Here is a 22474-nt window from a genome sequence, read left to right on the forward strand (position 1 = left end):
TCAATCAAATGGGCGTGGACGAAACGCCGATCGCGACTTACCGTCCCGCCTTGTGACGTTCGACCAGCGTGATCCCGCGTTCATCGCCGACCCGTACCCGGCGTTCGCCGCCCTGCGTGAGGCCGGTGAGGTGCATCACCACGAGCAGATGGACGTCGCTGTCGCGGTCTCCCACGCGGCCTGCTCGGCGGTGCTGCGGCATCGCTCGTTCGGGCGAATCTGGTCGGACGTCAAGCCGGTCGAGCAGTTCATGTCCTTCAACCTCCTGCACCGCAACTCGCTGCTGGAGAACGAGCCGCCCACGCACACCCGCCTGCGCCGGCTGGTCGCCGCCGCGTTCGGCCGCGGTCACGTCGAGCGGCTGCGCCCGTGGGTCGCGGACCTGTCCGACCGGCTCGTCGACGAACTGGCCGCCAAGATCAAGGACCAGGGTCAGGCCGACCTGCTCGCCCACGTCGCAGCCCCGCTGCCGGTCGAGGTGATCGCGGAGCTGCTCGGCGTTCCGCAGCAGGACCGCTACCTGCTCCAGCCGTGGTCGAACGCCATCGTGAAGATGTACGAGTACGGCCTGCCCGCCGACCAGCAGGCCGCGGCCGAACGCGCCGCCACCGAGTTCGTCGCCTACCTGCGCGAACTGGTCGCGTTGCGCCGCAAGAACCCCGGCGCCGACCTCGTCTCCGACCTGGTCGCCGTCACCGACACCGACGGCGCCAGACTCACCGAGGACGAACTCGTCGCCACCGCCGTGCTCCTGCTGATGGCCGGCCACGAGGCCACGGTCAACGTCATCGGCAACGGCGTCTACGCACTGATGCAGCACCGCTCGCAGTGGGAGCGGCTCAGCCCCGAACTGATGCCCACGGCCGTGGAGGAGCTCATCCGCTACGACTCGCCGTTGCAGCTCTTCGAACGCACGGCCACCGAACGCGTGGAGATCGCCGGCCACGTCATCGAGCCCGGCGAGAAGATCGCCGCCCTGCTCGGCGCGGCCGCCCGCGACCCGCTGGTCTTCGAGAACCCGGACGTCCTCGACATCGGCCGCGAGAAGAACCAGCACCTCGGCTTCGGCATGGGCATCCACTACTGCCTGGGCGCGCCGCTGGCCCGCATCGAGGTGGAGGCGGCGCTGTCCTCGTTGCACCGCAAGCTTCCCGGCGCGGTGCTGGCCGAGGAACCCAACCGCCGCGCGGAGTTCGTGATCCGCGGCCTGCACTCGCTGCCGCTGGGCGCGGGGTGAGCGGCGAAGAGGAACTGATGCGCCGTGCCTATGCGGCACAGGCGATCCTCACCGGATCGCCGCTGGGCGAGGAATCGCTGGCGGCGGACCGGGCGTTGCAGGAGCTGACCCGCGACCGCGACTGGGAGGTGAGCCAGGCGCGGCTGCTCGCGTGGCAGCAGTGGGAGAAGAGCGGACCCGGCCAGCCGAAGGTCTGGTTGGGACGGTGGCAGCGCTGGATGGCCTGGGACATGGCGCGATCGGAGTTCTTCCGGATCGCCGACGACGCCGCGAGGAAGCGCTACCACGAGAACTACCTGAAGGAGCACGGAAAAGACTTCGAGGAGCTGGTTCTCGCGGCGACGGAGAAGTCCGACCGGTTGAAGGAGGACCGGGCCGCGGAGATCTCCGCGGCGGAGCAGGAGATCACCGCGATCGTCGTGGCCCTGCACCACGAACTGCGCTGGGCCCCGGAACGAATCGTCCGGCGGATGGGACTGACCTCGACTCAGGTCAGGACCCTGCTGGGCCTGCCCCAGCTCCCGCGCAGGCCCCACGGCTGACTAGCGGCGGTACTTGCGCGGCAACGGGAAACCCCGTTCCTGCATGACCTTCCGCAGCCGATCGGGGTAGTCGGTGATGATGCCGTCCACGCCGTCGTCGATCAGCTTGTGCATGGTGGCCGGGTCGTTGGTCGTCCACGGGATCACCTTGAGCCCCTGCCGATGCGCGTCCTGCACGAGCGCCTTCGTGGTGAACGGCACGTAGTCCGGGTCGCCGACCTTGCCGCCCTGCGGGTTGCCGTGCACCGGTGAGAGCGCCACCGCGCCGAAACTCTTCGCCATCTTCGCGACGCTGCCACCGAAGTCGGCGAGTTCGAGGCCGCCCGTCCACGGCGAACCCGGCCGCAGCATCTCCGGCTGGGTCAGCGCCACCAGCGGGATGCGCGGCTCGACCTCGCGCAGCCGCATCAGCGTGCCCCAGTCGAAGGACTGGACGGTCACGTTCGCCAGGAAGCCCGAGCGGCGGATCTCCCGGACGGCGCGCTGCACGAACTGCTCACGTGGCGCGGTCTCGTGCGGTGCGGCGGCCTCGACCTTGGTCTCGATGTTGAAGCGGATGCCCCACGCGCGGTGCTTGCGGGCGAGGTCGAACAACTCGTCCAGGGTGGGCATGCGGGCGCCCGGCGAGAGCTCCTGGTCCGGGTACTGCGACCACCTCGTGCTGCCGCAGTCCAGCGTCCGCACCTGGGCGAACGTCAGGTCCTTCACGTACTTGCCGGCGTAGGGGAACTCGGGATCGCCGGGGAACGCCGGCTTCGTGTCCAGGCACTTCGCCGGGTTCGTCTTGCGGTCGTGGGTGATGACCTCACGGCCGTCCCTGGTGATCTGGAGGTCGAGCTCCAGGGTCGTCACGCCGAGTTCGAGCGCCTTGCCGAACGCCTTGAGCGTGCTCTCCACGGTCAGGCCGATGCCGCCGCGGTGTGCCTGGAGGTCGAAGTCCCGGTGGTGCGCCTGAGCGACGCCAGGGGTGGCCATTGCGATCACCAGAGCCCCGATGAGTGTCCGCATTCATCCAACCTGGCACGGCCGGAAGAACGTCGGCAGGTCCAGCAGGGCGAACGTCGGTTGAACAGCGTCAGCGGGGCGAGCCGGACGCGCGCACCGACCGCAGCGGCGGTTCGGGGGCGTCCTTGACCTCGACGACCCGCATCAGCCGGACGGACGCGGCGTCCACCGGCAGCAGCAGCGTGGTGATCCGGCGGACGACCAGCGCCGTCGTCACCGCGACCCCGACCAGCACGAGGTCCTGGAACACGTGCAGCAGCACGCCGTTCGCCAGCGCCTGCGTGCTGTCCGCGAGGTTCCGCCACAGCAGGGTGATCCAGAACATCAACCCGGCCGCGACCCAGAAACCCCACCACCAGAGCAGGAGCTTCGACGGCCGGGGACGTTCGCCGACGGGGCGGCGCGCCACAGCGTGTTCCAGCTCGGCCAGCACCGAACCCGGGACGACCAGGTTGACGAACGGCGCGAGCAGGAGCAGGAGTGCGTTCACACCAGACCGGGACGGCCCGTAGCTCACGAGGTCCGCGGCCACGTTCCGCGCGCGCCGGATCCACACCAGCACCAGCACCAATGACAGCGCCCAGCCGACGAACATGACCGTCCACGAGGACACGACCATGGCGTCCGACGTGAGCACCACGTTCGCGTCCAGAGCGCCGAACCGGCTCATCACGAGCAGCACGTAACGCCAGATCTCGGACCCCGCCGCCCACAGGGCGACGAAGGCGACGACCCAGAGCGAGTTCTGCGCGGTCTTGCCGAGCCGGCGGACGTTGTCGACCGAGTCCGCCTGCTCGACCGTGCTGGCCACGGCCGTCGGCCAGCGCCACGCGAGCAGGGGGAAACCCCAGCGCGGCGGGACCGGGTAGTTCGGCGGGCCGCCGTAGGACAGCCGCTGCGACCGGTTCTGCGGTTGCGGATAGGCACCGGGTGGCGGAGTCGCCACCCAGTCCACGCGCATCGGCTGCAGCGGCTGCACGATCAGATGACCTCGGGCGCCATGCCGTCGGCGCCGCCCTCGAGCGGGCGACCGGCGGCCTCCCAGTGCTGCATGCCGCCCTCGACGTTGACGGCCTCCCAGCCGTTCTCGTTGAGGTACTGGGTCACGCGGGCCGAACGGCCACCGGCGCGGCACACGACGTAGAGCTGCACGTCGTTCGGCACCTCTTCGAGACGGGCACCGATCTCGCTCATCGGGACGTGCAGCGCGCCAGGCGCGTGGCCCGCGTCCCACTCGTCCTGCTCGCGCACGTCCAGCAGTACGGCGCCCTCGGGCAGCTGTGCCGGAACCTCGGCGATCTCCACGCTTGGAACAGTCACGCCGTAGATGTTCCCATGCCGGAGGTTGCACGGACGTGAACCTCCGGCACGGGACACCCTCAGGCCACCTCCGCGATGGCGGGCCCGAGCCTCGAGAACTGCTCCTCGGTCAACGGCAGGTTCGCCCGGCCGGGACCGGTGCGCTCCCAGTAGCCCTCCTGCGCCGCGGGACGCATGTCCTTGCTGCCGTAGTTCGCCAGTTCCAGCTGCAGCATCAGACCGTCCGGCCGGAACACCTCCATGACCTGCAGGAGCGTCTGGAACGGCTCGGCCGCGCGCACGCTGTGGAGCTGGAGGATCGTGCCGTCCGGCAACGTGGTCCGGTAGGGCGGCACGCAGTCGCCGCTGGTCCAGATGTTGTCGTCGGCGTACTCGAGCGGCGTACCCGCGAACCTGCCCGCGGTGAGCCGGACGCTGCCGGTGCCGCCGGAGTCGGTCAGGTCGACCGCGTACTCCAGGTAGGACGACTTGTCGAGCCTGGGCGACAGCTCGCTGACCTCCACCTCGGGCAGCTGCTCGCGCACCGTGCCGATCCACTTCCGCACGTACTCGTCGTTCAGCGTCAGGGAGCCGGCGTGCACCTTCATCGCCCACTTCCGCTGCTTGATGTCGCACCGCGGCATCGCGAGGATCGGACGTCCGGCGGGAGGCGGCGCGGTGGACGCGGGCGACCACGTCCCGTACGGCTTCTGCGGTGGCGTGTCGACCCGCGGCCAGCCCACCGCGTGCTCCACGGTGGCGGGGCCGAAGCTCGGCTGGTCCGCCTGCTGGGGCGGCGAGGCCTGGTTCAGCGTGGCGGCGCCGATGCCCACGCCGGCCACCACCGCGACCACCCCGATCATCGCTCCGGCTCGCTGAAGGAAGACCTGGCGCCGGCCGCGCTTCATGACCTGGTCCAGCGTTGTCGTGGGAGGCGGCGCGGAGATGTCGAGAGCTCCGCGCAGCTCGTCTTCGATGTTCATCGACCACTCTCCGAGTTGACCGGTTCGCCGTACGCCTCGCGGAGCGTCGCCAAACCCCTGGCTGTCTGACTTTTGACGTTGCCCACCGAACAGCCGAGCTCGGCGGCCGTCTGCTCGATGGACAGGTCGTGCACGAAACGCAGCACGAGCGCGGCCCGTTGTTTCGGCGCCACCTGTTGCAGCGCCGCGTTCAGCCGGGCGTCCGGATCGGCGAAACCGCCGCCGACGCCGTGTTCGGGCAGGTCAGCGGTAGGACGCTCGCGGTCGCGGCCACGACGTCTGCTGTCGAGGAACACGCGCGTCACGATGGTGCGGACGTAGCCCTCCGCCGTTTCGCGCTTGATGCTCGGCCACTTCGCGTACGCCTTCACGAAAGCGTTCTGCGCAATCTCTTCTGCCTCCGACCAGTCACCGCACAACGCGTACGCCGTGCGCCGGGCCCAGTCGAATCTGCTCGTGAAGAACTGCGAGAACTCCTCGTCTCGTCGCACTCCGGTCCCCCAAGTTCTGCCGCGTTCGCATCCAATACGCGGTCAGCCGGTCCAGGGTTGCACGCACGAAAAACGGGCCGCCCCCGTGAAGGACGGCCCGTTTCCCGGTGGTGCGTGACTAGTGCGCGATGGCCTTCTCGGCGCCCGCACCGGTGAGGGAGCGGACCTCCATCTCGGCCTGCTTGACCGGGTCGGCCTTGTCCTTCGACAGGATCGTGCCGATGTAGCCGAGCAGGAACGCGACGGGGATCGAGACGATGCCGGGGTTCGACAGCGGGAACAGGTCGAAGTCGGCGTTCTTGAACATCGAGGTCGGCTTGCCGGAGACGGCGGGCGACAGGACGATCAGGGTGATCGTCACGATCAGACCGCCGTAGATGCTCCACAGCGCGCCCGAGGTGTTGAACCTCTTCCAGAACAGCGAGTAGAGGATCGTCGGCAGGTTCGCCGAGGCGGCGACCGCGAAGGCCAGAGCCACGAGGAACGCGATGTTCTGGCCGTTGGCCACGATGCCGCCACCGATGGACACGAGACCGATGACGATCGCCGTGATGCGGGCGACCTTCACCTCGTCGGTCTTGTCCTCGGCGTCACCGTTGCCGTTCTCCCGGCCCTTCTTGATGATGTTGGCGTAGATGTCGTGAGCGAACGACGCCGACGCCGTGATCGTCAAGCCCGCCACGACCGCGAGGATCGTCGCGAAGGCGACGGCCGCGATCAGGCCCAGCAGGATCGGGCCACCCAGTTCCAGCGCGAGCAGCGGGGCGGCCGAGTTGGCCTTGCCGGGAGCCGCGTTGATCTTGTCCGGACCGACGAGCGCACCGGCGCCGTAGCCCAGGACCAGGGTGAACAGGTAGAAGATGCCGATCAGCCAGATGGCCCACACGACCGAGCGACGGGCTTCCTTCGCGGTCGGCACGGTGTAGAAGCGCATCAGGATGTGCGGCAGACCCGCGGTGCCGAGGACCAGTGCGAGGGCCAGCGACAGGAAGTCCAGCTTGCTGGTGCCGGTCGCGCCGTACTGCAGGCCGGGGCCGAGCAGCTTCTCGCCGGCCTTGGGCGCGGCGTCGACGGCGGCACCGAGCAGCGACGACAGGTTGAAGCCGTACTTGCCGAGCACCCAGACGGTCATGATGCCCGCACCGGCGATCAGCAGGACCGCCTTGATGATCTGCACCCAGGTGGTGCCTTTCATGCCGCCGATGAGGACGTAGGCGATCATGAGGGCGCCGACCACGGCGATGACGATCGCCTGGCCACCCGTGCCCGTGATGCCGAGCAGCAGGGCGACGAGACCACCGGCACCGGCCATCTGGGCCAGCAGGTAGAAGAACGAGACGGCCATGGTCGACGTGGCGGCCGCGGCGCGGACCGGACGCTGGCGCATCCGGAAGCTCAGCACGTCGCCCATCGTGTACTTGCCGGTGTTGCGCAGCAGTTCGGCGACCAGCAGCAGCGCGACGAGCCACGCCACCAGGAAGCCGATCGAGTACAGGAAGCCGTCGTAGCCGTTGAGCGCGATGGCACCCGCGATGCCGAGGAACGACGCGGCCGACAGGTAGTCACCCGCGATCGCGATGCCGTTCTGCGGACCCGTGAACGCGCGACCGGCGGCCAGGTAGTCGGCGGCGGTCTTGTTGTTCCGGCTCGCCCGGATGACCACGAACAGCGTGATCAGGACGAAGACGCCGAAGATGCTGATGTTGAGGATCGGGCTGGACTCGTTCACTTGCCGTCTCCCTCGATCTCGTTGCGGAGCTTCTCCGCCAGCGGGTCGAGGTTCTTGTTCGCGTGCCGCACGTACAGCGTCGTGATGACGAACGTCGACACGAACTGCAGCAGACCGAAGATGAGCCCGACGTTGATGTTGCCGAACACCTTGGTGGACATGAAGTCGTGCGCGTAGTCCGCGAGCAGCACGTACAGCAGGTACCACGCCAGGAACAGGCCGGAGACGGGGAATACGAACTTGCGCAGCCGATGCTTCAGCTCGGCGAAGTCATCGCTCGCTTGGACGTCGACCCACTTTTGCGCTTCTGGGGACGACTCAGACGGGGTGTGTTCAACGCTGCTCACAGTCCCCTCCTCGCGGTACTCGTCGTAGGTGTCAGCAACGTGACGTGCACGTAATGCCTCCAGGTGCGGTCTGTTCTTGGTCAGGAACCGTATGGAGACTTGAGTCACTCAGGTAAGACCCCGTTCGTGCCGTTGCGCCCAGCAGTCGGGTGATGCGACGAACGGTCAGTATGCGTAGACGAACAGCACTCTGCGTGACCTTGTTCACCGTTCACCGATTCGAGTGACCAAATTTCACCCATTTGAAACGGTGGCTACTCACCGTGTTCGACCAGCTCCCCTGCGCTTGTCCTCGGCCTGCCGGGCCTTCTCCTCCGCGGTCCCGAAGCGGGCGATGTCGCGGTCACGGATGAATCCCAGCGGGTCGGGGGCGTGCAGCCGCAGCAGGATCTGACTGACGTCCGCGGGCACCCGTCTGCGGGTCGCCTTGCTGACCATGATCATGATCGCGAACGCCACCGGGACCGTGATCAGCGCAGGTTGGGTGATGAACGCGGGCGCCCAGCGGCCGGTGTAGGAGCTCACGACGCTCACGACCTGAGCGGTGAGGACCATGCCGCCGCCGACCACGAGCCCGCACACGGCGCCCACCCAGGTGAGTCCTCTCCACCAGATGCCGAGGACCAGAAGCGGGCAGAACGTCGACGCCGCCAGAGCGAAGGACATGGCCACGGTCAGTGACGCATCAGAGCGCGGCAGGAGCAGAGCAAGACCGATTGCGACCAGTCCGGTGAACACAGTTGCCCACCGGAAGTCACGAACCTTGCCCGGCATGATGTCCGTCGAGACGACTCCGGCGACCGACACGACGAGTCCGGACGAGGTCGACAGGAAGGCCGCGAACGCGCCCGCGGCGACGATCGCGCCGACGATCTGACCGCCCAGGTTCGGCAGCATCGTCTCCGGCAGCATCAGCACCGCCGCGTCGGTCTTGCCGTTCACCAGCAGCTGCGGCAGGTAGAGCCGCGACAGCACGCCCAGCACCGTCGGGAAGATGTAGAACAGGCCCAGCAGGTAGAGCACGTGCAACGCCGTGCGGCGGGCCGCCTTGCCGTCCGGGTTGGTGTAGAAGCGGACCAGGACGTGCGGCAGGCCCATCGTGCCGAGGAACGTCGCGAAGATCAGCGAGTACGTCCTGATCAGCTCGGAGATGCCACCGGTCTGCGGCCGCGTCCAGTCGTAGTTGCTGGTCGGCGAGCCCTCGACCACCGGCACCGGGCTGCCGGCGGCGAACTCCATCTTCGTGCCAGGGCTCAGCTCGTAGACACCGCGGCCCCAGAAGACCGCACCGTCCGCGTTCCTGCCGTCGATCTGGCCGGTCACCTTCAACGTCAGCGGCTCGTCGACGCGGACCTTCACGACCTGCTCGGCCACCGTGATCGACTCGGCCTTCGGGAACCGGACCACGCCGTCGTCGCTGATCGGCTGCGTGCCGCGGTCGGGAGAGGCCAGGAACACCACGAAGAGCACGAACGTGGGCGCGGCGATCGCGAAGAGCTTGCCCCAGTACTGGAACGCCTGCACGAGCGTGATCGCGCGCATGCCGCCGCCCAGCACGTTGATCACCACGATGACCGTGACGATCAGGCCGCCGAACCACGCGGGCAGGCCGGTGATCGTGGTCAGCGTCAGACCGGCGGACTGCAACTGCGGCACCAGGTACAGCACACCGATGCAGACCACGAAGAACGTGCTGAAGTGCCGCACGTTCGACGATCCCAGCCGGGCCTCGGCGAAGTCCGGCAGCGTGTAGGCACCGGACCGGCGCAGCGGCGCGGCGACGAACAGCAGCAGCGCGAGGTAGCCGGCGGTGAAGCCGATCGGGTACCAGAGCGCGTCGACGCCGTCCTTGAGCACGAGTCCCGCGACACCGAGGAACGACGCCGCGGACAGGTACTCGCCGGAGATCGCGGCGGCATTGCGGGTGGCGGGGATCGCGCGGCGCGCCACCAGGAAGTCCGGGGTGGTGTTCGCCTTGCGCGACCCGACGTAGCCGAGGAGGAACGTGACGGCCGCAACGGCGACGATGGCGCTGAGGCTCCAGATGGTGGCGTTCACGTCAGCGGTCGACCATGTTCACGAAGTCGCGCTCGTGCCGTTCGGCCTGCCTGCGGAAGACCCACCCGACGCCGTAGAGGATCGGGAAGGGCGCGAGGCCGAGCACGAGCCAGGGAATGGGGATGCCGAGGATCTTGAGATCCCCGATCGACGGAACCAGGTAGAACGTGACCGGCAGCAGGCACATGCCGATCAGGACCGCGAAGGCGAGCCCGAACGCGGACTTGAGCTGCTGCCGGATGAGGTCGCGAACCAGCTTCTCACCGACGCTGGTCTGCTCCTCCAGCTCGATGATCGTGCGCAACGCCTTGCCGCGCGACTTCGTGGAGTCCGCGAGCACGACCCTGCGGCGGCGCGGCCTGCTGCCCTGCTCGCCGAGCCAGGCCTCACGGGCGGGCTGCTCGGGCTTTCCCGCGTCGTGCCTGCTCACCAGCCGCTCTTCGGCGGTCGCACGATCCGCTCCTTGAGCTCCTTCGTGTGCCGGCGGCTGACCGGGAGCTCCTTGGCACCCTCACCGGTGCCGATGACGACCGCGTAGCCGTTCGCCGTCATCCGCAGCTCGCTCACCAGCGGCAACGCCACCAGGTACGAGCGGTGGATGCGCACGAACCCCGCGTTGGCCCAGCGTTCCTCGAGCTGCGCGAGCGGGATGCGGACGAGGTGGCTGCCGTCCTGGGTGTGCAGGCGGGCGTAGTCGCCCTGCGCCTCGACGTACCGCACGGACGCGCGCGGCACGAGCTTGATGGTGCCGCCGAGCTCGACGGGGATGACCTCGTCGTCGGTCGGTTCGGCGGGGTTCTGGGCCGTGGCGCTCGACGCGGCGGTCGGTGCCGCCGTGCGTCCCACCCGGTCCGCGACCCGTGAGATCGCCTTGAGGACGCGTTCCTCGTTGATCGGCTTGTTGATGAAGTCGAGCGCGCCGACGTCGAACGCCGTCACGAGCGCGTCGCGTTCCTCAACGCCTGTCACGAAAACGAGCGCGGGCGGGTACCTGAACGCGCTGAGCACCCGCGCGAGATCCATGCCGGAGAGTCCGGGCATGTTGATGTCCGCGAACACCGCGTCGACCGGCGGAAGGCCGTTCTTGGTCCTCGCCATGACCTCCTGCTCGTAGTCACCCCTCAGGATGCGCAGGGCCTCGGCGGCGTCGAAGGCCGTGAGGACGCGCCGGATGTGAGGACTGCTCTCGAGCAGGAACTTGATCTCGCTCAGGCCAGGGGCCTCGTCATCGACTGCGAGGACGAGGAGACCGGCGTTGTCTTGGGTACTCACTGTGTCGGGCATCTTGCCCATCAATGTGCGGTCATGTCTACGCCGGGGTAGGCCTCGACACGCCCTGTGAAACCGAACTGATGCTCACAGCCCGAATCGGGACCAGCGAGCACGTTCCTCGACGCTCGCGAGCACCTGCGCCACGAGATCCCCCGATCGGGTGGACGCGCCGGTCAGTCCGAGCTTGGCCAACAACGGCCTGCGCGGCTCGGCGATCGTCAGTTCGGCGTCCGGGAAGCGCTTCGCGATGACGCTCCTGATCGTGCCGATGCCGTCGACCAGGCCGAGTTCCACGGCCTTGCTGCCGGTCCACACCTCGCCGCTGAAGAGGGCGGCGTCGGCGCTGAGCTTGGCGCCGCGGCGTTCGGTGACCCACGCCCGGAACTGGTCGTGCAGATCGGAGTGCAGGGTCTTGAGCCACTCGACGTCCTCGGGCTTCTCGGCCTGGAACGGGTCGAGCCGGACCTTGTTCTCCCCTGCCGTGTAGACGCGGCGCTCGACACCGGCCTTCTCCAGCAGGCCGTTGAGCCCGAAGCCCGCGCTCACGACACCGATGGAGCCCACGAGGCTCGTGCCGTGCGCGTAGATCTCGTCACCCGCGCACGCCAGCCAATAGCCGCCGGACGCCGCCACGTCCTCGCAGAACGCGAGCACCGGCACGTGCTTCTTGGTCGCGAGCTCACGGATGCGCTCGGCGATCAGGGCGGACTGCGTCGGCGCGCCGCCGGGAGAGTTGATGAGCAGTGCCACGGCGATGAGCCGCTCGTTGTCGAACGCCCGGTTGATGGCCGACTCGACGTTCTGGAGGCTGATCGTGTTGCGCGCGACAGGCGAGGACTGCGGGGTGATGACCCCGTGCAACCGCACCGCGGCGACCACCGGCGGCCGCTCACCCCGGTCCATGACCCTCGGGAGACGGGCCGCGATCTTCTCCGTGACGCTCATGTACTCGACAGTACGTGCGTTTCGCGGACACGCGGGAGCCCAACTGCGCTGTCGGTTGCTCCCGCGTGACCTGTGACACAAGATGCTAGGTTCGGGCTGTGACGTTCAACCCGATCCGCTGGCTCGAGCGGTATGTGGAGTGGTGGGACGACCGGGGCCGGCAGAACGCGGCCGGACCGACGCCCATGCACATCTACTGGATGTGGGTGAGCTGGAGCGTGTGCGCCGTCGTGCTGATCACGACCTTGGCGGTGGCAGCACGCTGAACCTCGTCCCCGTCAGCACTTGCAGCTGTTGAACCCCTTGGCGGTGCACTTGATGCAGACGCGGACGCGTTCGGGTGCTTGTTGTTCGTGCACTGGATGATGGCCTTTGCTCGCGGGCGGCGTCTGTTCGTTCAAACGGCCGGCTGTTCATTGGTCAACACCACAATCGGCACGATGCACGCCTGGGTTGAGCATGATTGACCCTGCAAGTTCAGGCGCGGATCGCCGGCTGCTCCGCCGTCATCGGCTCGTCGGTCATCTGCGACCCGATGTTCAGGTTCGGCAGCACGTTGCGGGCGAACTTCGGCACCTTGAGGATCACCTTCGTGCCCGCGTTCGGGGCCGTTTCCACGACCAACGCGTACTCGGCGCCGAACACCGTGCGCATGCGGTCGTTGATGTTGCCGATGCCGACGTGCGCGCCGGTCTGGTGGGCGTCCTTGATGTCGTCGAGCCGGTCGGGGTCCATGCCGACGCCGTCGTCCTCGACGCTGATCAGGGCCTCGTTGCCGTTGTCCTCGGCGGTGATGGTGAGCATGCCGCCGCCGGGCTTCTTGGCCAGGCCGTGCCGGACCGCGTTCTCGACCAAGGGCTGCAGGACCAGGAACGGCAGGACGACCTGCAGGACCTCGGGGGCGATGCGCAGCCGGACGCTCAGCCGGGCGCCGTAGCGGGCCTGTTCGATGGTCAGGTAGCGATGGATGTTGGTCAACTCATCGGCAAGGGTCGTGAACAAGCCGTCGGTGCGGAACGAGTAGCGCGTGAACTCCGCGAACTCCTGCAGCAGCTCTCGGGCGTGCGCGGGGTCGGTGCGGATCAGCGACGAGATCGTGTTCAGCGCGTTGTAGACGAAGTGCGGCGAGATCTGGGCTCGCAGGGCCTTGACCTCGGCCTGGGCGAGGGCCTGGCGCTGCTTCTGGACGACTTCCAGCTCCAGCTGCGTCGAGACGAAGCGGGCGGTCTCCTCTGCCATGCGGATCTGGCGCTTCGACGCGACGCCGGAGACCACGATCAACGTGCCGGCGACGTCGCCCTCGACAACCAGCGGAACCACGACAACGCTGTGCAGGGAGCACGGACCTTGCAGCTCGCAGCCGAGCTTGCGGTGGTCGACGTGTTCCTTGTGGCAGTTGTTGATGGCACGGGCGACCGTGTCGCGGAGGTATTCGTAGTGGTCGTTCGCGCCGCCGTCCCACGAGAGGACGGTGCCCTCTTCGTCGGTGATGGCGACCGCGACGCACCGCAGCATCTCGCGCAGGTGCGGTGTGGCCTTGTCGGCGGCCTCCTGGGTCAAACCCGCACGGAGATCGCTCGACGCCTTGGACATCCGGTCGAGCATGTCCATCACAGCATCCTCGACGGAGGTGCTGACTCGTCGAGCGCGGCACAGCATCACGAAGAGGCCCAGAACGGCCAGGGTCGCGATGACACCGAGCACGGCGCGCTCGGTCAACAGGTCGCCCACGGTGCACATGCTGTGCTGTGGGGCACCCCTATAGCAAGAGGCGCGCCCGGCGTACCCCCGTACGGTCCACCGATCCGGGTAGACATCCGATGAATTTGGGGAGAGGGTGTGCCCGTGAAAGTGGCTCTGTTCGCGACCTGCCTGACCGACACGTTCTTCCCGCAGACGGCCAGGGCTGTCGTGCGTTTGCTGGAGCGGCTCGACTGCACGGTCGAGTTCCCGCTCGAGCAGACGTGCTGCGGCCAGATGCACTTCAACACCGGCTACCGGGAGCTGTCGAAGCCGCTGGCGCGCAAGTACACCGACGTCTTCGGAAGCTACGACTACGTGGTTGCGCCATCCGGGTCATGCGCGGGCATGGTCCGCGAGGTCCATCCCACCCTGGGTGAGTCTCCGCCGCGCACGTTCGAGCTCGCGGAGTTCCTCGTCGACGTGCTGGGCGTGACCGACGTCGGCGCGTGGTTCCCCCACCGGGTCACCTATCACCCCACGTGTCACTCGTTGCGCATGCTGGGGGTCGGCGACAAGCCGTTGGCGCTGCTCAGGGCCGTGAAGGCACTCGATCTGGTGGAACTGCCGGACTCGACGCAGTGCTGCGGCTTCGGTGGCACGTTCGCGGTGAAGAACGCCGAGACGTCCACGGCGATGCTCGCGGACAAGATGCGGTGCGTGCTCGACACCGGCGCCGAGGTGCTGTGCGCCGGCGACAACTCCTGCCTCATGCACATCGGAGGTGGGCTCTCGCGACTGCGCACGGGCGTCCGGCCGGTGCACCTGGCGGAGATCCTGGCTTCGACGGAGGAGGACCCGTGGCGCGCAACCCCGTGACGTGGCTGGGCAGCCCGACGTTCCCCAAGGCCGCCAAAGAGGCGTTGAACGACACCCAGTTGCGGCAGAACCTGCGCAAGGCCACCGGGACCATCCGGGGACGCAGGGCCGCCGCGGTCGCCGAGATGACCGACTGGGAGATGCTCAGGGTCGCCGGCGAGCAGATCAAGGACGACGTCCTGGCACGCCTCGACACGTTGCTCGTGCAGCTCGAGGAGTCGGTCACGGCGCGAGGCGGCGTCGTCCACTGGGCGCGGGACGCCGAAGAAGCCAACCGGATCGTGCTCGACCTCTGCCGGGCGGAGCAGGCGACCGAGGTCGTCAAGGTCAAGTCCATGGCCACGGCCGAGATCGGGCTCAACGAGGCCCTCGAGGCCGGTGGCGTGCACGCGATCGAGACCGACCTCGCCGAACTGATCGTGCAGCTCGGCGAGGACCGGCCGTCGCACATCCTGGTGCCCGCGATCCACCGCAACCGCTCGGAGATCCGCGAGATCTTCCAGCGCCGCATGGGGGTCGAGGTCTCCGACGAACCGGCGGACCTCGCCGAGGCGGCGCGCGTGTACCTGCGCCAGAAGTTCCTCACGACCAAGGTCGCGATCTCGGGCGCGAACTTCGCCGTCGCCGACACCGGGTCGATCGTGGTGCTGGAGTCAGAGGGCAACGGCCGGATGTGCCTGACGCTGCCGGACACCCTGATCACCGTGATGGGCATCGAGAAGCTCGTGCCGTCGTGGCAGGACCTCGAGGTCTTCCTGCAGCTGCTGCCCCGCTCGTCCACCGCGGAACGGATGAACCCGTACACGTCGGTCTGGACCGGCGTGACGCCCGGCGACGGCCCGCAGACGTTCCACCTCGTGCTGATCGACAACGGCCGCACCGCGACGTTGACGGATTCCGTTGGGCGCCAGGCACTTCGCTGCATCCGTTGCTCGGCGTGCCTCAACGTCTGCCCGGTCTACGAACGCACCGGCGGGCAGTCGTACGGCTCGGTCTACCCCGGCCCGATCGGCGCGATCCTGACGCCGCAGCTGATGGGCGACCTGCACGACCCGCTGGCGGCCTCACTTCCTTACGCCTCTTCACTTTGCGGCGCCTGCTTCGAGGTCTGCCCGGTGCGGATCGACATCCCGTCGGTGTTGACCCACCTGCGCGCCGAAGTCGTGGAGGCCAAGGGACGCACGGCGGAGTCCGTCGCGATGTCGGCCGCCGCGTGGATGTTCCGGGAGGCCTCGCGCTACGAGAAGGCGCAGAAAGCCGGTTCCCTGGCCCGTTTCCTGGCGCGCGACGGCAAGATCACGTCGCTGCCGTGGCCGGGATCGAAGTGGACGTCCTCCCGCGACGTGCCCGCACCGCCGTCCGAGTCGTTCCGCGCCTGGTGGAGGAAGAACCGTGGCTAGCGCACGAGAAGAAATCCTTCAGCGCATCCGCAACGCACAAGTGCCGGCGGCCACGCCCGTCGTGCGCGGCTACAACCAGAAGGGCCCCGGCGGCGTCGAGCTGTTCGCTGAACGGGTCGCCGACTACCGCGCGATCGTGCACACCGTCAGCGACGTGCCCGAAGCGCTGGAATCCTTGAAGGGCAAGCGAATCGTCGCGCCGGCCGGCCTTCCGGACGAGTGGCTGATCGACGGCGTCACGTGGTTGCGCGAGCCGTTGTCGATCGACGAGCTCGACCAGGCCGACGGCGTGCTGACCGGATGTGCGGTGGCCATCGCGGACACCGGCACGATCGTCCTCGACGGCAGCGAGGCCCAGGGACGCCGCGCGCTCACGCTGCTCCCGGACTACCACCTCTGCGTGGTGCGCGAGGACCAGATCGCGGCCTCGGTCCCGGAAGCCCTTCAGCGCCTGGAGTCCACCCGGCCGCTGACGTTCATCAGCGGCCCGTCGGCGACCAGCGACATCGAGCTCAACCGGGTGGAGGGCGTCCACGGCCCTCGCACCCTGGAGGTCCTGATCGTCATTTGAGCAGGCGGGACAACCGGCGGTCGGCCAGCGGCTTGCCGCCGGTCTGGCACGTCGGGCAGTACTGGAAAGCCTTGTCCGCGAACGACACCTCACGAACCGTGTCGCCGCACACCGGACACGGCAGCCCGGTGCGTGCGTGCACTCGCAGCCCTGAGCGCTTCTCGCCCTTGAGCCGTGCCGCGTCCTGACCGACGGACCGTGCGACCGCGTCGGTCAGGGTGGTGAGCATCGCCTCGTGCAGGTGGTCCAGCTGTTCGGAGTTCAGCTTGCCCGTCGTCGCGTAGGGCGAGAGCCGGGCCATGTGCATGATCTCGTCGGAGTAGGCGTTGCCGATGCCCGCGATCAGGGTCTGGTCCGTCAGGGACGTCTTCAGCCGCTCGGTCCGCTTGTCGAACAGGTCTTCCAGCTGCGTGCGGGTGATCCCCAGCGCGTCGGGGCCCAGCCTCGCGACGCTCGGGATGGTCTTCGGGTCGCGCACGATCCACGCGGCGAGGCCCTTCTTCGTGCCCGCTTCCGTCAGGTCGAACCCAGGCCCTTGGCCGGGTGGACCGAGGTGCACGCGCAACGCCAGCGGCCCGCGCCCCTGCTTGGGCGGCGGTGCGGACATGTTGTCGGCCCAGCGCAGCCAGCCGGCGCGGGCGAGGTGGACGACCAGGTGCAGGCCGTCCGCGACTTCCAGGTCCAGGTGCTTGCCGTGCCGGTGCGCGGCCACGACCTCCTGGCCGTGCAGCGCGGTCCACGTCGGGTCGAACGTCTTGAGGACCTGCAGCGAAGCCACGTCGACGCGGTGCACCACACGGCCCACCGCGTTCTCACGCAGGTGATGGACCAGTGCTTCTACCTCGGGTAGTTCGGGCACCGGACCAGTGTCGCATCAGTCGACGGGTTGCAGCGGACCTTCGACGTCCGGCAGCGAGTGCATCTCGATCGTGCGGGCGACCCGGGACGCCTCCTGGCGCACCGCCATCGGGCCGCGGACCGAGCCGATCCACCGCTCGGGTGGCAGCTCGTCGGCCGTGGCCTTGCTCTCCGCGACCAGCGTGTGCGGGCGGCGCAGCGCCCAGCGGACCGGGAAGAACGCGAACAGGAAGATCAGCGCGAGGATCAGCCAGGCGGGGACGACGACCTGCTCCGGCGTCCAGGCGATCAGCACGACCACCATGACGGCGAGCATGCCTGCCATCATGATTCCGGGCAGGACACCACCGCTGACGTCGTGTTCGAAGTCGTCGGACTCCACCGGGTTGCGCCACTCGATGCGGCTGTGGACCGTCCACATCCGCCCGTCAGCACCGCGCACCAGCCGCGTCATGTACCCGTCTCCCACAGTCGGTCGGTCTTGGACAAACCGTACCTGGCCGAGGCAGAGCCTTGTGGGTGAACTCGGCTGAGCTTGATCGTCACCGTCAGTTTTCGATGGCCGGTTTCGGGTAGAGCGTGATCGTCGTGGCCGTGGTCTGCGGCGTCGAGCAGGGCTCGGAGGGCGGTTCGGACGAGGCCGACGGCGTGTCGAGCGACGTGATGTCCCGCCGCGTCGTGGTCACCACCGAGCTGACGACCTCGGACTTCTCCGACGACTCCACGATCTTCTCCGCCCGCTCCACCGGCGGGTCCTGGTGCTGGTCGCTGGTCGGCACCGGCACGGACGTCGTCCTGCGCACGGTCTCCTGCCGCTGCCCGCCGCCGGGGTTGATCACGTTCTCCTGCGGCTTCTGCTGGTGCTGTTCGGGCGGCGGCTGGGCCACCACGAGTCCCTGGCTGTGCTCGGAGCTCGTCGAGCCGGACGTGTTCATCGCGACGACCGGGTTCTGGTCCGGCTGCAGCACGGCGACACCGGGGCCACCGTTGAACACCGCGGCCATCGTCCCGAACAGGCCGATGGTCGCCACGCTCGCTGCCGCGACGGCCAGTTTCGCCTTCGTGAAGAACACCTTCCCGGCGAACGCGAGCCCGAGCGTGGTCGGCACGATCAGCAACGCCGAGCTGGCGCGCAACGTCGCGCAGACCTCGTTCAGCTCGGTGTAGAGCTGCGTGCAGGCGGAACAGGTGTCGAGGTGGGCGCGGATCCGGCGTTCCTCGACGCCCTGGACCCCGCCCGCGGTGTAGGTGCCGAGCTTCGACCGGATCGCCGCGCACGACGAACGTCCGTCGTCGGCCGCGAGGTGTGCCTGCAGGTACGCCGCACGCAACCCCTCGCGCGCACGGCGGGCCAACGCCGACATGGCGTTGGGCGAGAGTCCGAAGTGCGGTGCCACGGTGGCGGGGCGTTCGCCCTCCACCTCGACGCGCCACAGCACGACTCGCCAGCGTTCAGGCAGGCTGGAGAAAGCCCTGGTGATGAGGTTGTGCTCGGCCCGGCTGTTCGCGTTGTCGCTCACCGGCTCGACGCGCCGGCCCAGCTCCTCGTCCTCGACGGGCACGTCCCGGCGCCGTCCGCTCCACTCCCACGCGACGCGGCGGGCGACGGTCAACAGGTACGTGCGCACGTGGTCCGTGGGCCCGCTGCCGCGGCGAATCGCCTGCAGCATGCGGAAGAACGCCTCAGCGGTGAGGTCGTCGGCTTCAGCCGCCTCACGGACGTGCCTGAGAGAGAAACGGCGGATCGCGTCCGCATGCCGGGAGAACAGTTCGCCGTAGGCCGAGTCATCTCCCTCGCGCACTCTGGCGAGCAGGTCCCGGTCGACCTCGTTCTCGTCGACCATCACAGGCTTCAACATGCCACAAGGGGCCAGACCTGCTCCTGGATGAGAACAGGTCGATATACAAGACCATCCGTTCGGCGTGGGCTGATCAGCGCAACGCATTCGGTGACAGGACGGTCACAGGTGGGCGTCGGCCCGTCGGCGGAAGAAGATCCAGCGACTATCGTCACGCCCGTGGTGGACTGGCGAGAACGCGCCTCGGCCCTCGTGCCGGAACTTCGGGCTGTCGCCGAGACCGAGGAGTGGTCCTGCCACGTCTTCTTCTCCGAGCTGTACCAGCTGGCCCAGGAAGCGCACCGAGAGCAGGCCGACGACGTGCTCCGGCGCGTGTACGGCTTCGCGCACTGGTGCTTCCACCAGCCGGAGCAGTTCCTGGAGAACGCGGCGTTGATCAGCTTCTACGAGCACGTGTTCGACGACTGGGACCTCCGCGAGGAGGTCGCCGCGTGGCTGCCGGTCGACGTGCTGCCCAAGGTGCGGGCGCTGTGGGAGTGGCGGTGGCCGAAGGAGCAGTTGGACGAGGTAGATCAACTGCTGGCCGGTTTGGCACCCCCCTCGCAAGATGCTGTTTAAGCGCTGTTGTATAGTTCTCCCCCGTAAGGCAGTGCGGATGTAGCGCAGTTGGTAGCGCATCACCTTGCCAAGGTGAGGGTCGCGAGTTCGAGTCTCGTCATCCGCTCTCGAAAGAAGTCCGGTGCCCGTTGGGTGCCGGACTTCTTTCGTTTCAGCGGACCGCGGGGCCGATGGTGAGCGTGCCCGCGCCGGCGTCCAACACGGCCATTGGTCCAAGCGCGATCGACAACGGGTTGTCACCGTGGCCGACGTCGATGCCGCCGAGCACCGGCACGCCCAGAGGCTCCAGCCGGTCGCGCAACACGTCGAGGACGGTCCAGTCGCGGTCGGTGTAGTCCTCGAACCCCGGGAACCGGCCGAGCGCGACCCCGCTCAGTCCTCGCAGCGAGCCCGACCGGATGAGTTGCGTCAGCTGCCGGTCGACGTGACCCAGCCCGACGGCGCGCGTGGCCTCCAGGAACAGGATCGAGCCGTCCAGGTCCGGCAGTCCGGCTCCCACGGACCAGGCGAGGGTGCCGAGATGCCCGCCGACGAGGTTGCCCGTGGCCACACCGCCCACCCGGACGGCCGCCGTGAGCGCGTCCGGGTCGCGATGCAGCACGGCGGGTTCGGTCCCCATCAGCAACGACCGCGTCGAGGCCGCCGAGCGAGCGCCGGCCAGGAAGCCGTGGATCCCGGCGACGCGGCAGTGCCGCCACAGGGCCAGGTGCAGGTTGGTGATGTCGCTGAACCCCACCAGCGGTTTGGGGTCGGCCCGCACGGCGTCGAAGTCGAGGTCGTGCGCGATGCGGTACGCGCCCGCGCCGCCGCGGGTGGCGATCACCGCCCGCACTCCGGGATCGCGATAGGCGTCGTCGAGATCGGCCAGCCGATCCTCGTCGCGTCCAGCCAGGTAGCCGCGGCGGTCCAGCGCGTGCTCACCGACCTCGACGACCAGGCCCCAGCTCTCCAGCGCTCGCACGGACTCCGCGAGCTCCTCCTCGCTCGGGTAGCTCGCGGGCGACACCAGACGAACCCGATCTCCGGCAACGACACGCGGAGGCAGCACGACGTTCACACGACAGACTCTCGCAGTCCCGTCGAGTGGTTCTCAGGGTGATCTCCGAGCCCACCCGTGAAAGGGTGGACCTGTCCGCTCGCATCACCCCGATCGAGCCTGTTCGACAAGGACCTGGAGATCATGGCCATCAAGCAGACGGCAAACGCTCACTGGGAAGGCTCCCTCGTCGAGGGCAAGGGAAACGTCAGCCTCGCCACCTCCAACAGCGGCAGCTTCGACATCGACTGGAAGGCGCGCGCCGAGGAGGCGGGCGGCAAGACCAGCCCTGAGGAGCTCATCGCCGCCGCGCACTCCGCCTGCTACTCGATGGCGCTGTCGCACGGCCTGACCGGTGCCGGCACGCCGCCCACCTCGATCGACACCAAGGCCGAGGTGAGCTTCCAGGCCGGCGTCGGCATCACCGGCATCCACCTGACGGTTCGCGCCAACGTGCCCGGCCTGTCCCAGGAGGACTTCGTCACGGCCGCCGAGGGCGCCAAGGCGAACTGCCCGGTCTCCAAGGCGCTCGCGGCCGTCGAGAACATCACCCTCGACGCTGCCCTGGTCTGAATCGCAGCGCCGCGGGCCCGTGACTGATCAGGTGCCTGCGGTAGCGCACGTCGCCGGGCTGCTCGGCCACCTCGGACGAGCGGTCGAGCAGCTCTTCGGCGACGATCCGGCCCTCCAGCTTCGCGAGCTGGGCGCCTAGGCAGTAATGCGGTCCGTGCCCGAAGCCGAGATGGCCCGGCACGGACGGCCTTCCCGGGTCGAAGTCCTCGGTGAACACCTTCGGGTCGCGGTTGCCCGCCGCGTAGTCGAGGAAGAGGTGCTCGCCCTCGGCGATCTTCACCCCGCCCGTGGTCACCGGGCACGTCGCCGTCCGGAAGAAACCGATGAACGGCGTGTCCAGGCGCACGACCTCCTCGACCACGCCGCCCAGCCGGCGTTCCTTCGGGTCGAGGCGCAGCAACGTGCTGGCCAGCATGTTCGTGGTCGAGTCGGTACCGGCCACGACGACCGCGAGGCACAGCGACAGCCGTTCCTGCTCGGACAGCTGCCCGCCCCTGAACGCGTCGGAGCGGGCGAAGTAGGCGCAGAACTCGTTCATGCCCGCGAAGTACGACCCGAGCACGCGCTCGCTGACCTCCTCTCCGCTGGTCAGTTCCAGCACGGGTGCCACGAACTCGCGGAACAGCGGGAAGTCCGCCTCCGGCACGCCGAGCACGTCTCCGACGACGCCCAACGCGAACGGCGCGGCGAACTGACTGACGAAATCGGCCTCTTCCGGTAGTTCGTCGAGCAGAGTCCTTGCGCGTTCCCTAATTGTGTCAGCCATTTGGCGCACGGCCGTTGGAGTGAATTTCTGATTCGCCGCCGCACGAATTCGGGCGTGCCTGGTGCCGTCGGCCGCATTGAGCGAGGACATCAGTTCGAGCAATCGCCGCTGCTCGGGCGGCATCATCGCCGCCACGGCCGCGACCTGCGGGCCTGTCATGTTCCGGGAGGAGAACGTCACCGGATCAGCCAGCACGGCACGCAGGTCGGCGTATGCGGTGACGCGCTGGGCGTTGATTCTCGGGTCGAATTCCATTGCGATATCTTTGCGCGGTTCCAGCCTTTGTCGGGGGCTGACGACAGGACCAATAACGTGATAATCCGGCTGCTCGGACCGCTCGAACTCACCGGTCCGAACGGAGCAGTCCAGCTCAGCAGTGCGGGACA

Annotated in this window: 25 protein-coding genes and 1 tRNA gene; 9 read left to right on the plus strand and 17 right to left on the minus strand. The window is 68.3% G+C overall.

All coding sequences use genetic code 11. The annotated features are described in order from the left end of the window. Positions 1-52 precede the first annotated feature (52 nt). Positions 53-1237, plus strand: coding sequence for a cytochrome P450 (locus ACIQF0_RS18335; RefSeq protein ID WP_360047143.1), 1185 nt, complete (start codon positions 53-55; stop codon positions 1235-1237). Between the two features lie 17 nt (positions 1238-1254). After that, positions 1255-1779, plus strand: coding sequence for a hypothetical protein (locus ACIQF0_RS18340; protein WP_401030753.1), 525 nt, complete (start codon positions 1255-1257; stop codon positions 1777-1779). On the opposite strand, the gene ACIQF0_RS18345 is transcribed toward ACIQF0_RS18340, so the two are convergent. The 11 genes from ACIQF0_RS18345 to ACIQF0_RS18395 all read right to left on the minus strand — a co-directional run bounded on the left by ACIQF0_RS18345 (position 1780) and on the right by ACIQF0_RS18395 (position 11908). Then, on the minus strand, positions 1780-2787 hold the full coding sequence (locus ACIQF0_RS18345; protein ID WP_401030755.1) for a glycerophosphodiester phosphodiesterase: 1008 nt from the start codon (positions 2785-2787) through the stop codon (positions 1780-1782). Positions 2788-2854: 67 nt separating this feature from the next. After that, the gene (locus tag ACIQF0_RS18350; protein ID WP_401030757.1) at positions 2855-3763 is read right to left on the minus strand and encodes a DUF4328 domain-containing protein; all 909 of its coding nucleotides are present in this window, start codon (positions 3761-3763) and stop codon (positions 2855-2857) included. 2 nt (positions 3764-3765) lie between these two features. Beyond that, positions 3766-4104 (minus strand): rhodanese-like domain-containing protein, encoded by a 339-nt coding sequence (locus ACIQF0_RS18355; protein ID WP_319976276.1) that lies wholly within the window; start codon positions 4102-4104, stop codon positions 3766-3768. Positions 4105-4163: 59 nt separating this feature from the next. After that, complete coding sequence (locus ACIQF0_RS18360; RefSeq protein WP_401030759.1) at positions 4164-5066, minus strand: hypothetical protein; 903 nt, start codon at positions 5064-5066, stop codon at positions 4164-4166. After that, a complete protein-coding gene (locus ACIQF0_RS18365; RefSeq protein ID WP_401030761.1) occupies positions 5063-5557 on the minus strand; it encodes a SigE family RNA polymerase sigma factor in 495 nt (164 codons plus the stop codon). The genes ACIQF0_RS18360 and ACIQF0_RS18365 overlap by 4 nt, the downstream gene beginning before the upstream one ends. Positions 5558-5675: 118 nt before the next feature. Next, positions 5676-7286: a cation acetate symporter gene (locus tag ACIQF0_RS18370; protein WP_401030763.1), complete on the minus strand. Its 1611-nt coding sequence runs from the start codon at positions 7284-7286 to the stop codon at positions 5676-5678. Next, positions 7283-7633 (minus strand): DUF485 domain-containing protein, encoded by a 351-nt coding sequence (locus ACIQF0_RS18375; RefSeq protein WP_330271711.1) that lies wholly within the window; start codon positions 7631-7633, stop codon positions 7283-7285. Before ACIQF0_RS18375 ends, ACIQF0_RS18370 begins: the two co-directional genes overlap by 4 nt. A 258-nt stretch (positions 7634-7891) precedes the next feature. Further along, positions 7892-9691 (minus strand): cation acetate symporter, encoded by a 1800-nt coding sequence (locus ACIQF0_RS18380; RefSeq protein ID WP_360047135.1) that lies wholly within the window; start codon positions 9689-9691, stop codon positions 7892-7894. 1 nt (position 9692) lies between these two features. Further along, positions 9693-10121 (minus strand): hypothetical protein, encoded by a 429-nt coding sequence (locus ACIQF0_RS18385; RefSeq protein WP_093594899.1) that lies wholly within the window; start codon positions 10119-10121, stop codon positions 9693-9695. Continuing rightward, positions 10118-10984, minus strand: a complete 867-nt coding sequence (locus tag ACIQF0_RS18390) for a LytR/AlgR family response regulator transcription factor (protein WP_401030766.1) — start codon at positions 10982-10984, stop codon at positions 10118-10120. The genes ACIQF0_RS18385 and ACIQF0_RS18390 overlap by 4 nt, the downstream gene beginning before the upstream one ends. A 63-nt stretch (positions 10985-11047) precedes the next feature. Continuing rightward, on the minus strand, positions 11048-11908 hold the full coding sequence (locus ACIQF0_RS18395; protein ID WP_401030768.1) for a S49 family peptidase: 861 nt from the start codon (positions 11906-11908) through the stop codon (positions 11048-11050). Between the two features lie 98 nt (positions 11909-12006). On the opposite strand from ACIQF0_RS18395, the gene ACIQF0_RS18400 reads away from it, so the two are divergent. Further along, entirely contained in the window at positions 12007-12174 is a 168-nt protein-coding gene (locus ACIQF0_RS18400; RefSeq protein WP_166048541.1) for a hypothetical protein, read from the plus strand. A gap of 211 nt (positions 12175-12385) precedes the next feature. On the opposite strand, the gene ACIQF0_RS18405 is transcribed toward ACIQF0_RS18400, so the two are convergent. Beyond that, entirely contained in the window at positions 12386-13648 is a 1263-nt protein-coding gene (locus ACIQF0_RS18405) for a histidine kinase (RefSeq protein WP_319976284.1), read from the minus strand. A gap of 111 nt (positions 13649-13759) precedes the next feature. Here ACIQF0_RS18405 and ACIQF0_RS18410 point away from each other — a divergent pair, with 111 nt between their 5' ends. The 3 genes from ACIQF0_RS18410 to ACIQF0_RS18420 are packed head-to-tail and all read left to right on the plus strand — an operon-like array spanning position 13760 to position 16438. Continuing rightward, positions 13760-14467, plus strand: coding sequence for a (Fe-S)-binding protein (locus ACIQF0_RS18410; protein WP_360047196.1), 708 nt, complete (start codon positions 13760-13762; stop codon positions 14465-14467). Continuing rightward, complete coding sequence (locus ACIQF0_RS18415) at positions 14449-15867, plus strand: LutB/LldF family L-lactate oxidation iron-sulfur protein (RefSeq protein ID WP_401030772.1); 1419 nt, start codon at positions 14449-14451, stop codon at positions 15865-15867. The genes ACIQF0_RS18410 and ACIQF0_RS18415 overlap by 19 nt, the downstream gene beginning before the upstream one ends. Continuing rightward, positions 15860-16438 carry a lactate utilization protein C gene (locus ACIQF0_RS18420; protein ID WP_401030774.1) on the plus strand — a complete coding sequence of 193 codons (579 nt, stop codon included), beginning with the start codon at positions 15860-15862 and terminating at the stop codon, positions 16436-16438. The genes ACIQF0_RS18415 and ACIQF0_RS18420 overlap by 8 nt, the downstream gene beginning before the upstream one ends. Here the strand turns inward: ACIQF0_RS18420 and ACIQF0_RS18425 are convergent. The 3 genes from ACIQF0_RS18425 to ACIQF0_RS18435 form a co-directional block, all read right to left on the minus strand. Next, positions 16431-17297, minus strand: coding sequence for an Fpg/Nei family DNA glycosylase (locus ACIQF0_RS18425; RefSeq protein WP_401030776.1), 867 nt, complete (start codon positions 17295-17297; stop codon positions 16431-16433). The two genes, ACIQF0_RS18420 and ACIQF0_RS18425, sit on opposite strands and share 8 nt — an antisense overlap. A gap of 15 nt (positions 17298-17312) precedes the next feature. Then, positions 17313-17750: a DUF983 domain-containing protein gene (locus tag ACIQF0_RS18430; protein ID WP_266036465.1), complete on the minus strand. Its 438-nt coding sequence runs from the start codon at positions 17748-17750 to the stop codon at positions 17313-17315. Positions 17751-17844: 94 nt separating this feature from the next. Beyond that, the gene (locus ACIQF0_RS18435) at positions 17845-19155 is read right to left on the minus strand and encodes a sigma-70 family RNA polymerase sigma factor (protein WP_401030778.1); all 1311 of its coding nucleotides are present in this window, start codon (positions 19153-19155) and stop codon (positions 17845-17847) included. A 159-nt stretch (positions 19156-19314) separates the two neighbouring features. Between ACIQF0_RS18435 and ACIQF0_RS18440 the strand changes: the two genes are divergently transcribed. Together ACIQF0_RS18440 and ACIQF0_RS18445 are read left to right on the plus strand one after the other, a co-directional pair. Next, positions 19315-19713, plus strand: coding sequence for a hypothetical protein (locus ACIQF0_RS18440; RefSeq protein ID WP_401030780.1), 399 nt, complete (start codon positions 19315-19317; stop codon positions 19711-19713). 33 nt (positions 19714-19746) lie between these two features. Next, a tRNA-Gly gene (locus ACIQF0_RS18445) sits at positions 19747-19819 on the plus strand. A gap of 45 nt (positions 19820-19864) precedes the next feature. Here ACIQF0_RS18445 and ACIQF0_RS18450 read toward each other — a convergent pair. Further along, entirely contained in the window at positions 19865-20770 is a 906-nt protein-coding gene (locus ACIQF0_RS18450; protein ID WP_401030781.1) for an LD-carboxypeptidase, read from the minus strand. Positions 20771-20893: 123 nt separating this feature from the next. Here ACIQF0_RS18450 and ACIQF0_RS18455 point away from each other — a divergent pair, with 123 nt between their 5' ends. Then, on the plus strand, positions 20894-21322 hold the full coding sequence (locus ACIQF0_RS18455; protein ID WP_030480288.1) for an OsmC family protein: 429 nt from the start codon (positions 20894-20896) through the stop codon (positions 21320-21322). On the opposite strand, the gene ACIQF0_RS18460 is transcribed toward ACIQF0_RS18455, so the two are convergent. Next, the gene (locus tag ACIQF0_RS18460) at positions 21297-22343 is read right to left on the minus strand and encodes a cytochrome P450 (RefSeq protein ID WP_401030784.1); all 1047 of its coding nucleotides are present in this window, start codon (positions 22341-22343) and stop codon (positions 21297-21299) included. The genes ACIQF0_RS18455 and ACIQF0_RS18460 overlap by 26 nt on opposite strands. Positions 22344-22474 lie beyond the last annotated feature (131 nt).

Origin of the sequence: Lentzea sp. NPDC092896, from assembly GCF_044754905.1 — a bacterium.
Classification (GTDB): Bacteria; Actinomycetota; Actinomycetes; order Mycobacteriales; family Pseudonocardiaceae; genus Lentzea.

Coding starts and splice junctions, on each gene's coding strand:
- ACIQF0_RS18340 (WP_401030753.1), top strand. CDS start 1,255: ATGCGCCGTGCCTATGCGGCACAGGCGATCCTCACCGGATCGCCGCTG.
- ACIQF0_RS18360 (WP_401030759.1), bottom strand. CDS start 5,066: ATGAACATCGAAGACGAGCTGCGCGGAGCTCTCGACATCTCCGCGCCG.
- ACIQF0_RS18430 (WP_266036465.1), bottom strand. CDS start 17,750: ATGACGCGGCTGGTGCGCGGTGCTGACGGGCGGATGTGGACGGTCCAC.
- ACIQF0_RS18390 (WP_401030766.1), bottom strand. CDS start 10,984: ATGGGCAAGATGCCCGACACAGTGAGTACCCAAGACAACGCCGGTCTC.
- ACIQF0_RS18435 (WP_401030778.1), bottom strand. CDS start 19,155: ATGTTGAAGCCTGTGATGGTCGACGAGAACGAGGTCGACCGGGACCTG.
- ACIQF0_RS18405 (WP_319976284.1), bottom strand. CDS start 13,648: ATGTGCACCGTGGGCGACCTGTTGACCGAGCGCGCCGTGCTCGGTGTC.
- ACIQF0_RS18345 (WP_401030755.1), bottom strand. CDS start 2,787: ATGCGGACACTCATCGGGGCTCTGGTGATCGCAATGGCCACCCCTGGC.
- ACIQF0_RS18460 (WP_401030784.1), bottom strand. CDS start 22,343: ATGGAATTCGACCCGAGAATCAACGCCCAGCGCGTCACCGCATACGCC.
- ACIQF0_RS18455 (WP_030480288.1), top strand. CDS start 20,894: ATGGCCATCAAGCAGACGGCAAACGCTCACTGGGAAGGCTCCCTCGTC.
- ACIQF0_RS18395 (WP_401030768.1), bottom strand. CDS start 11,908: ATGAGCGTCACGGAGAAGATCGCGGCCCGTCTCCCGAGGGTCATGGAC.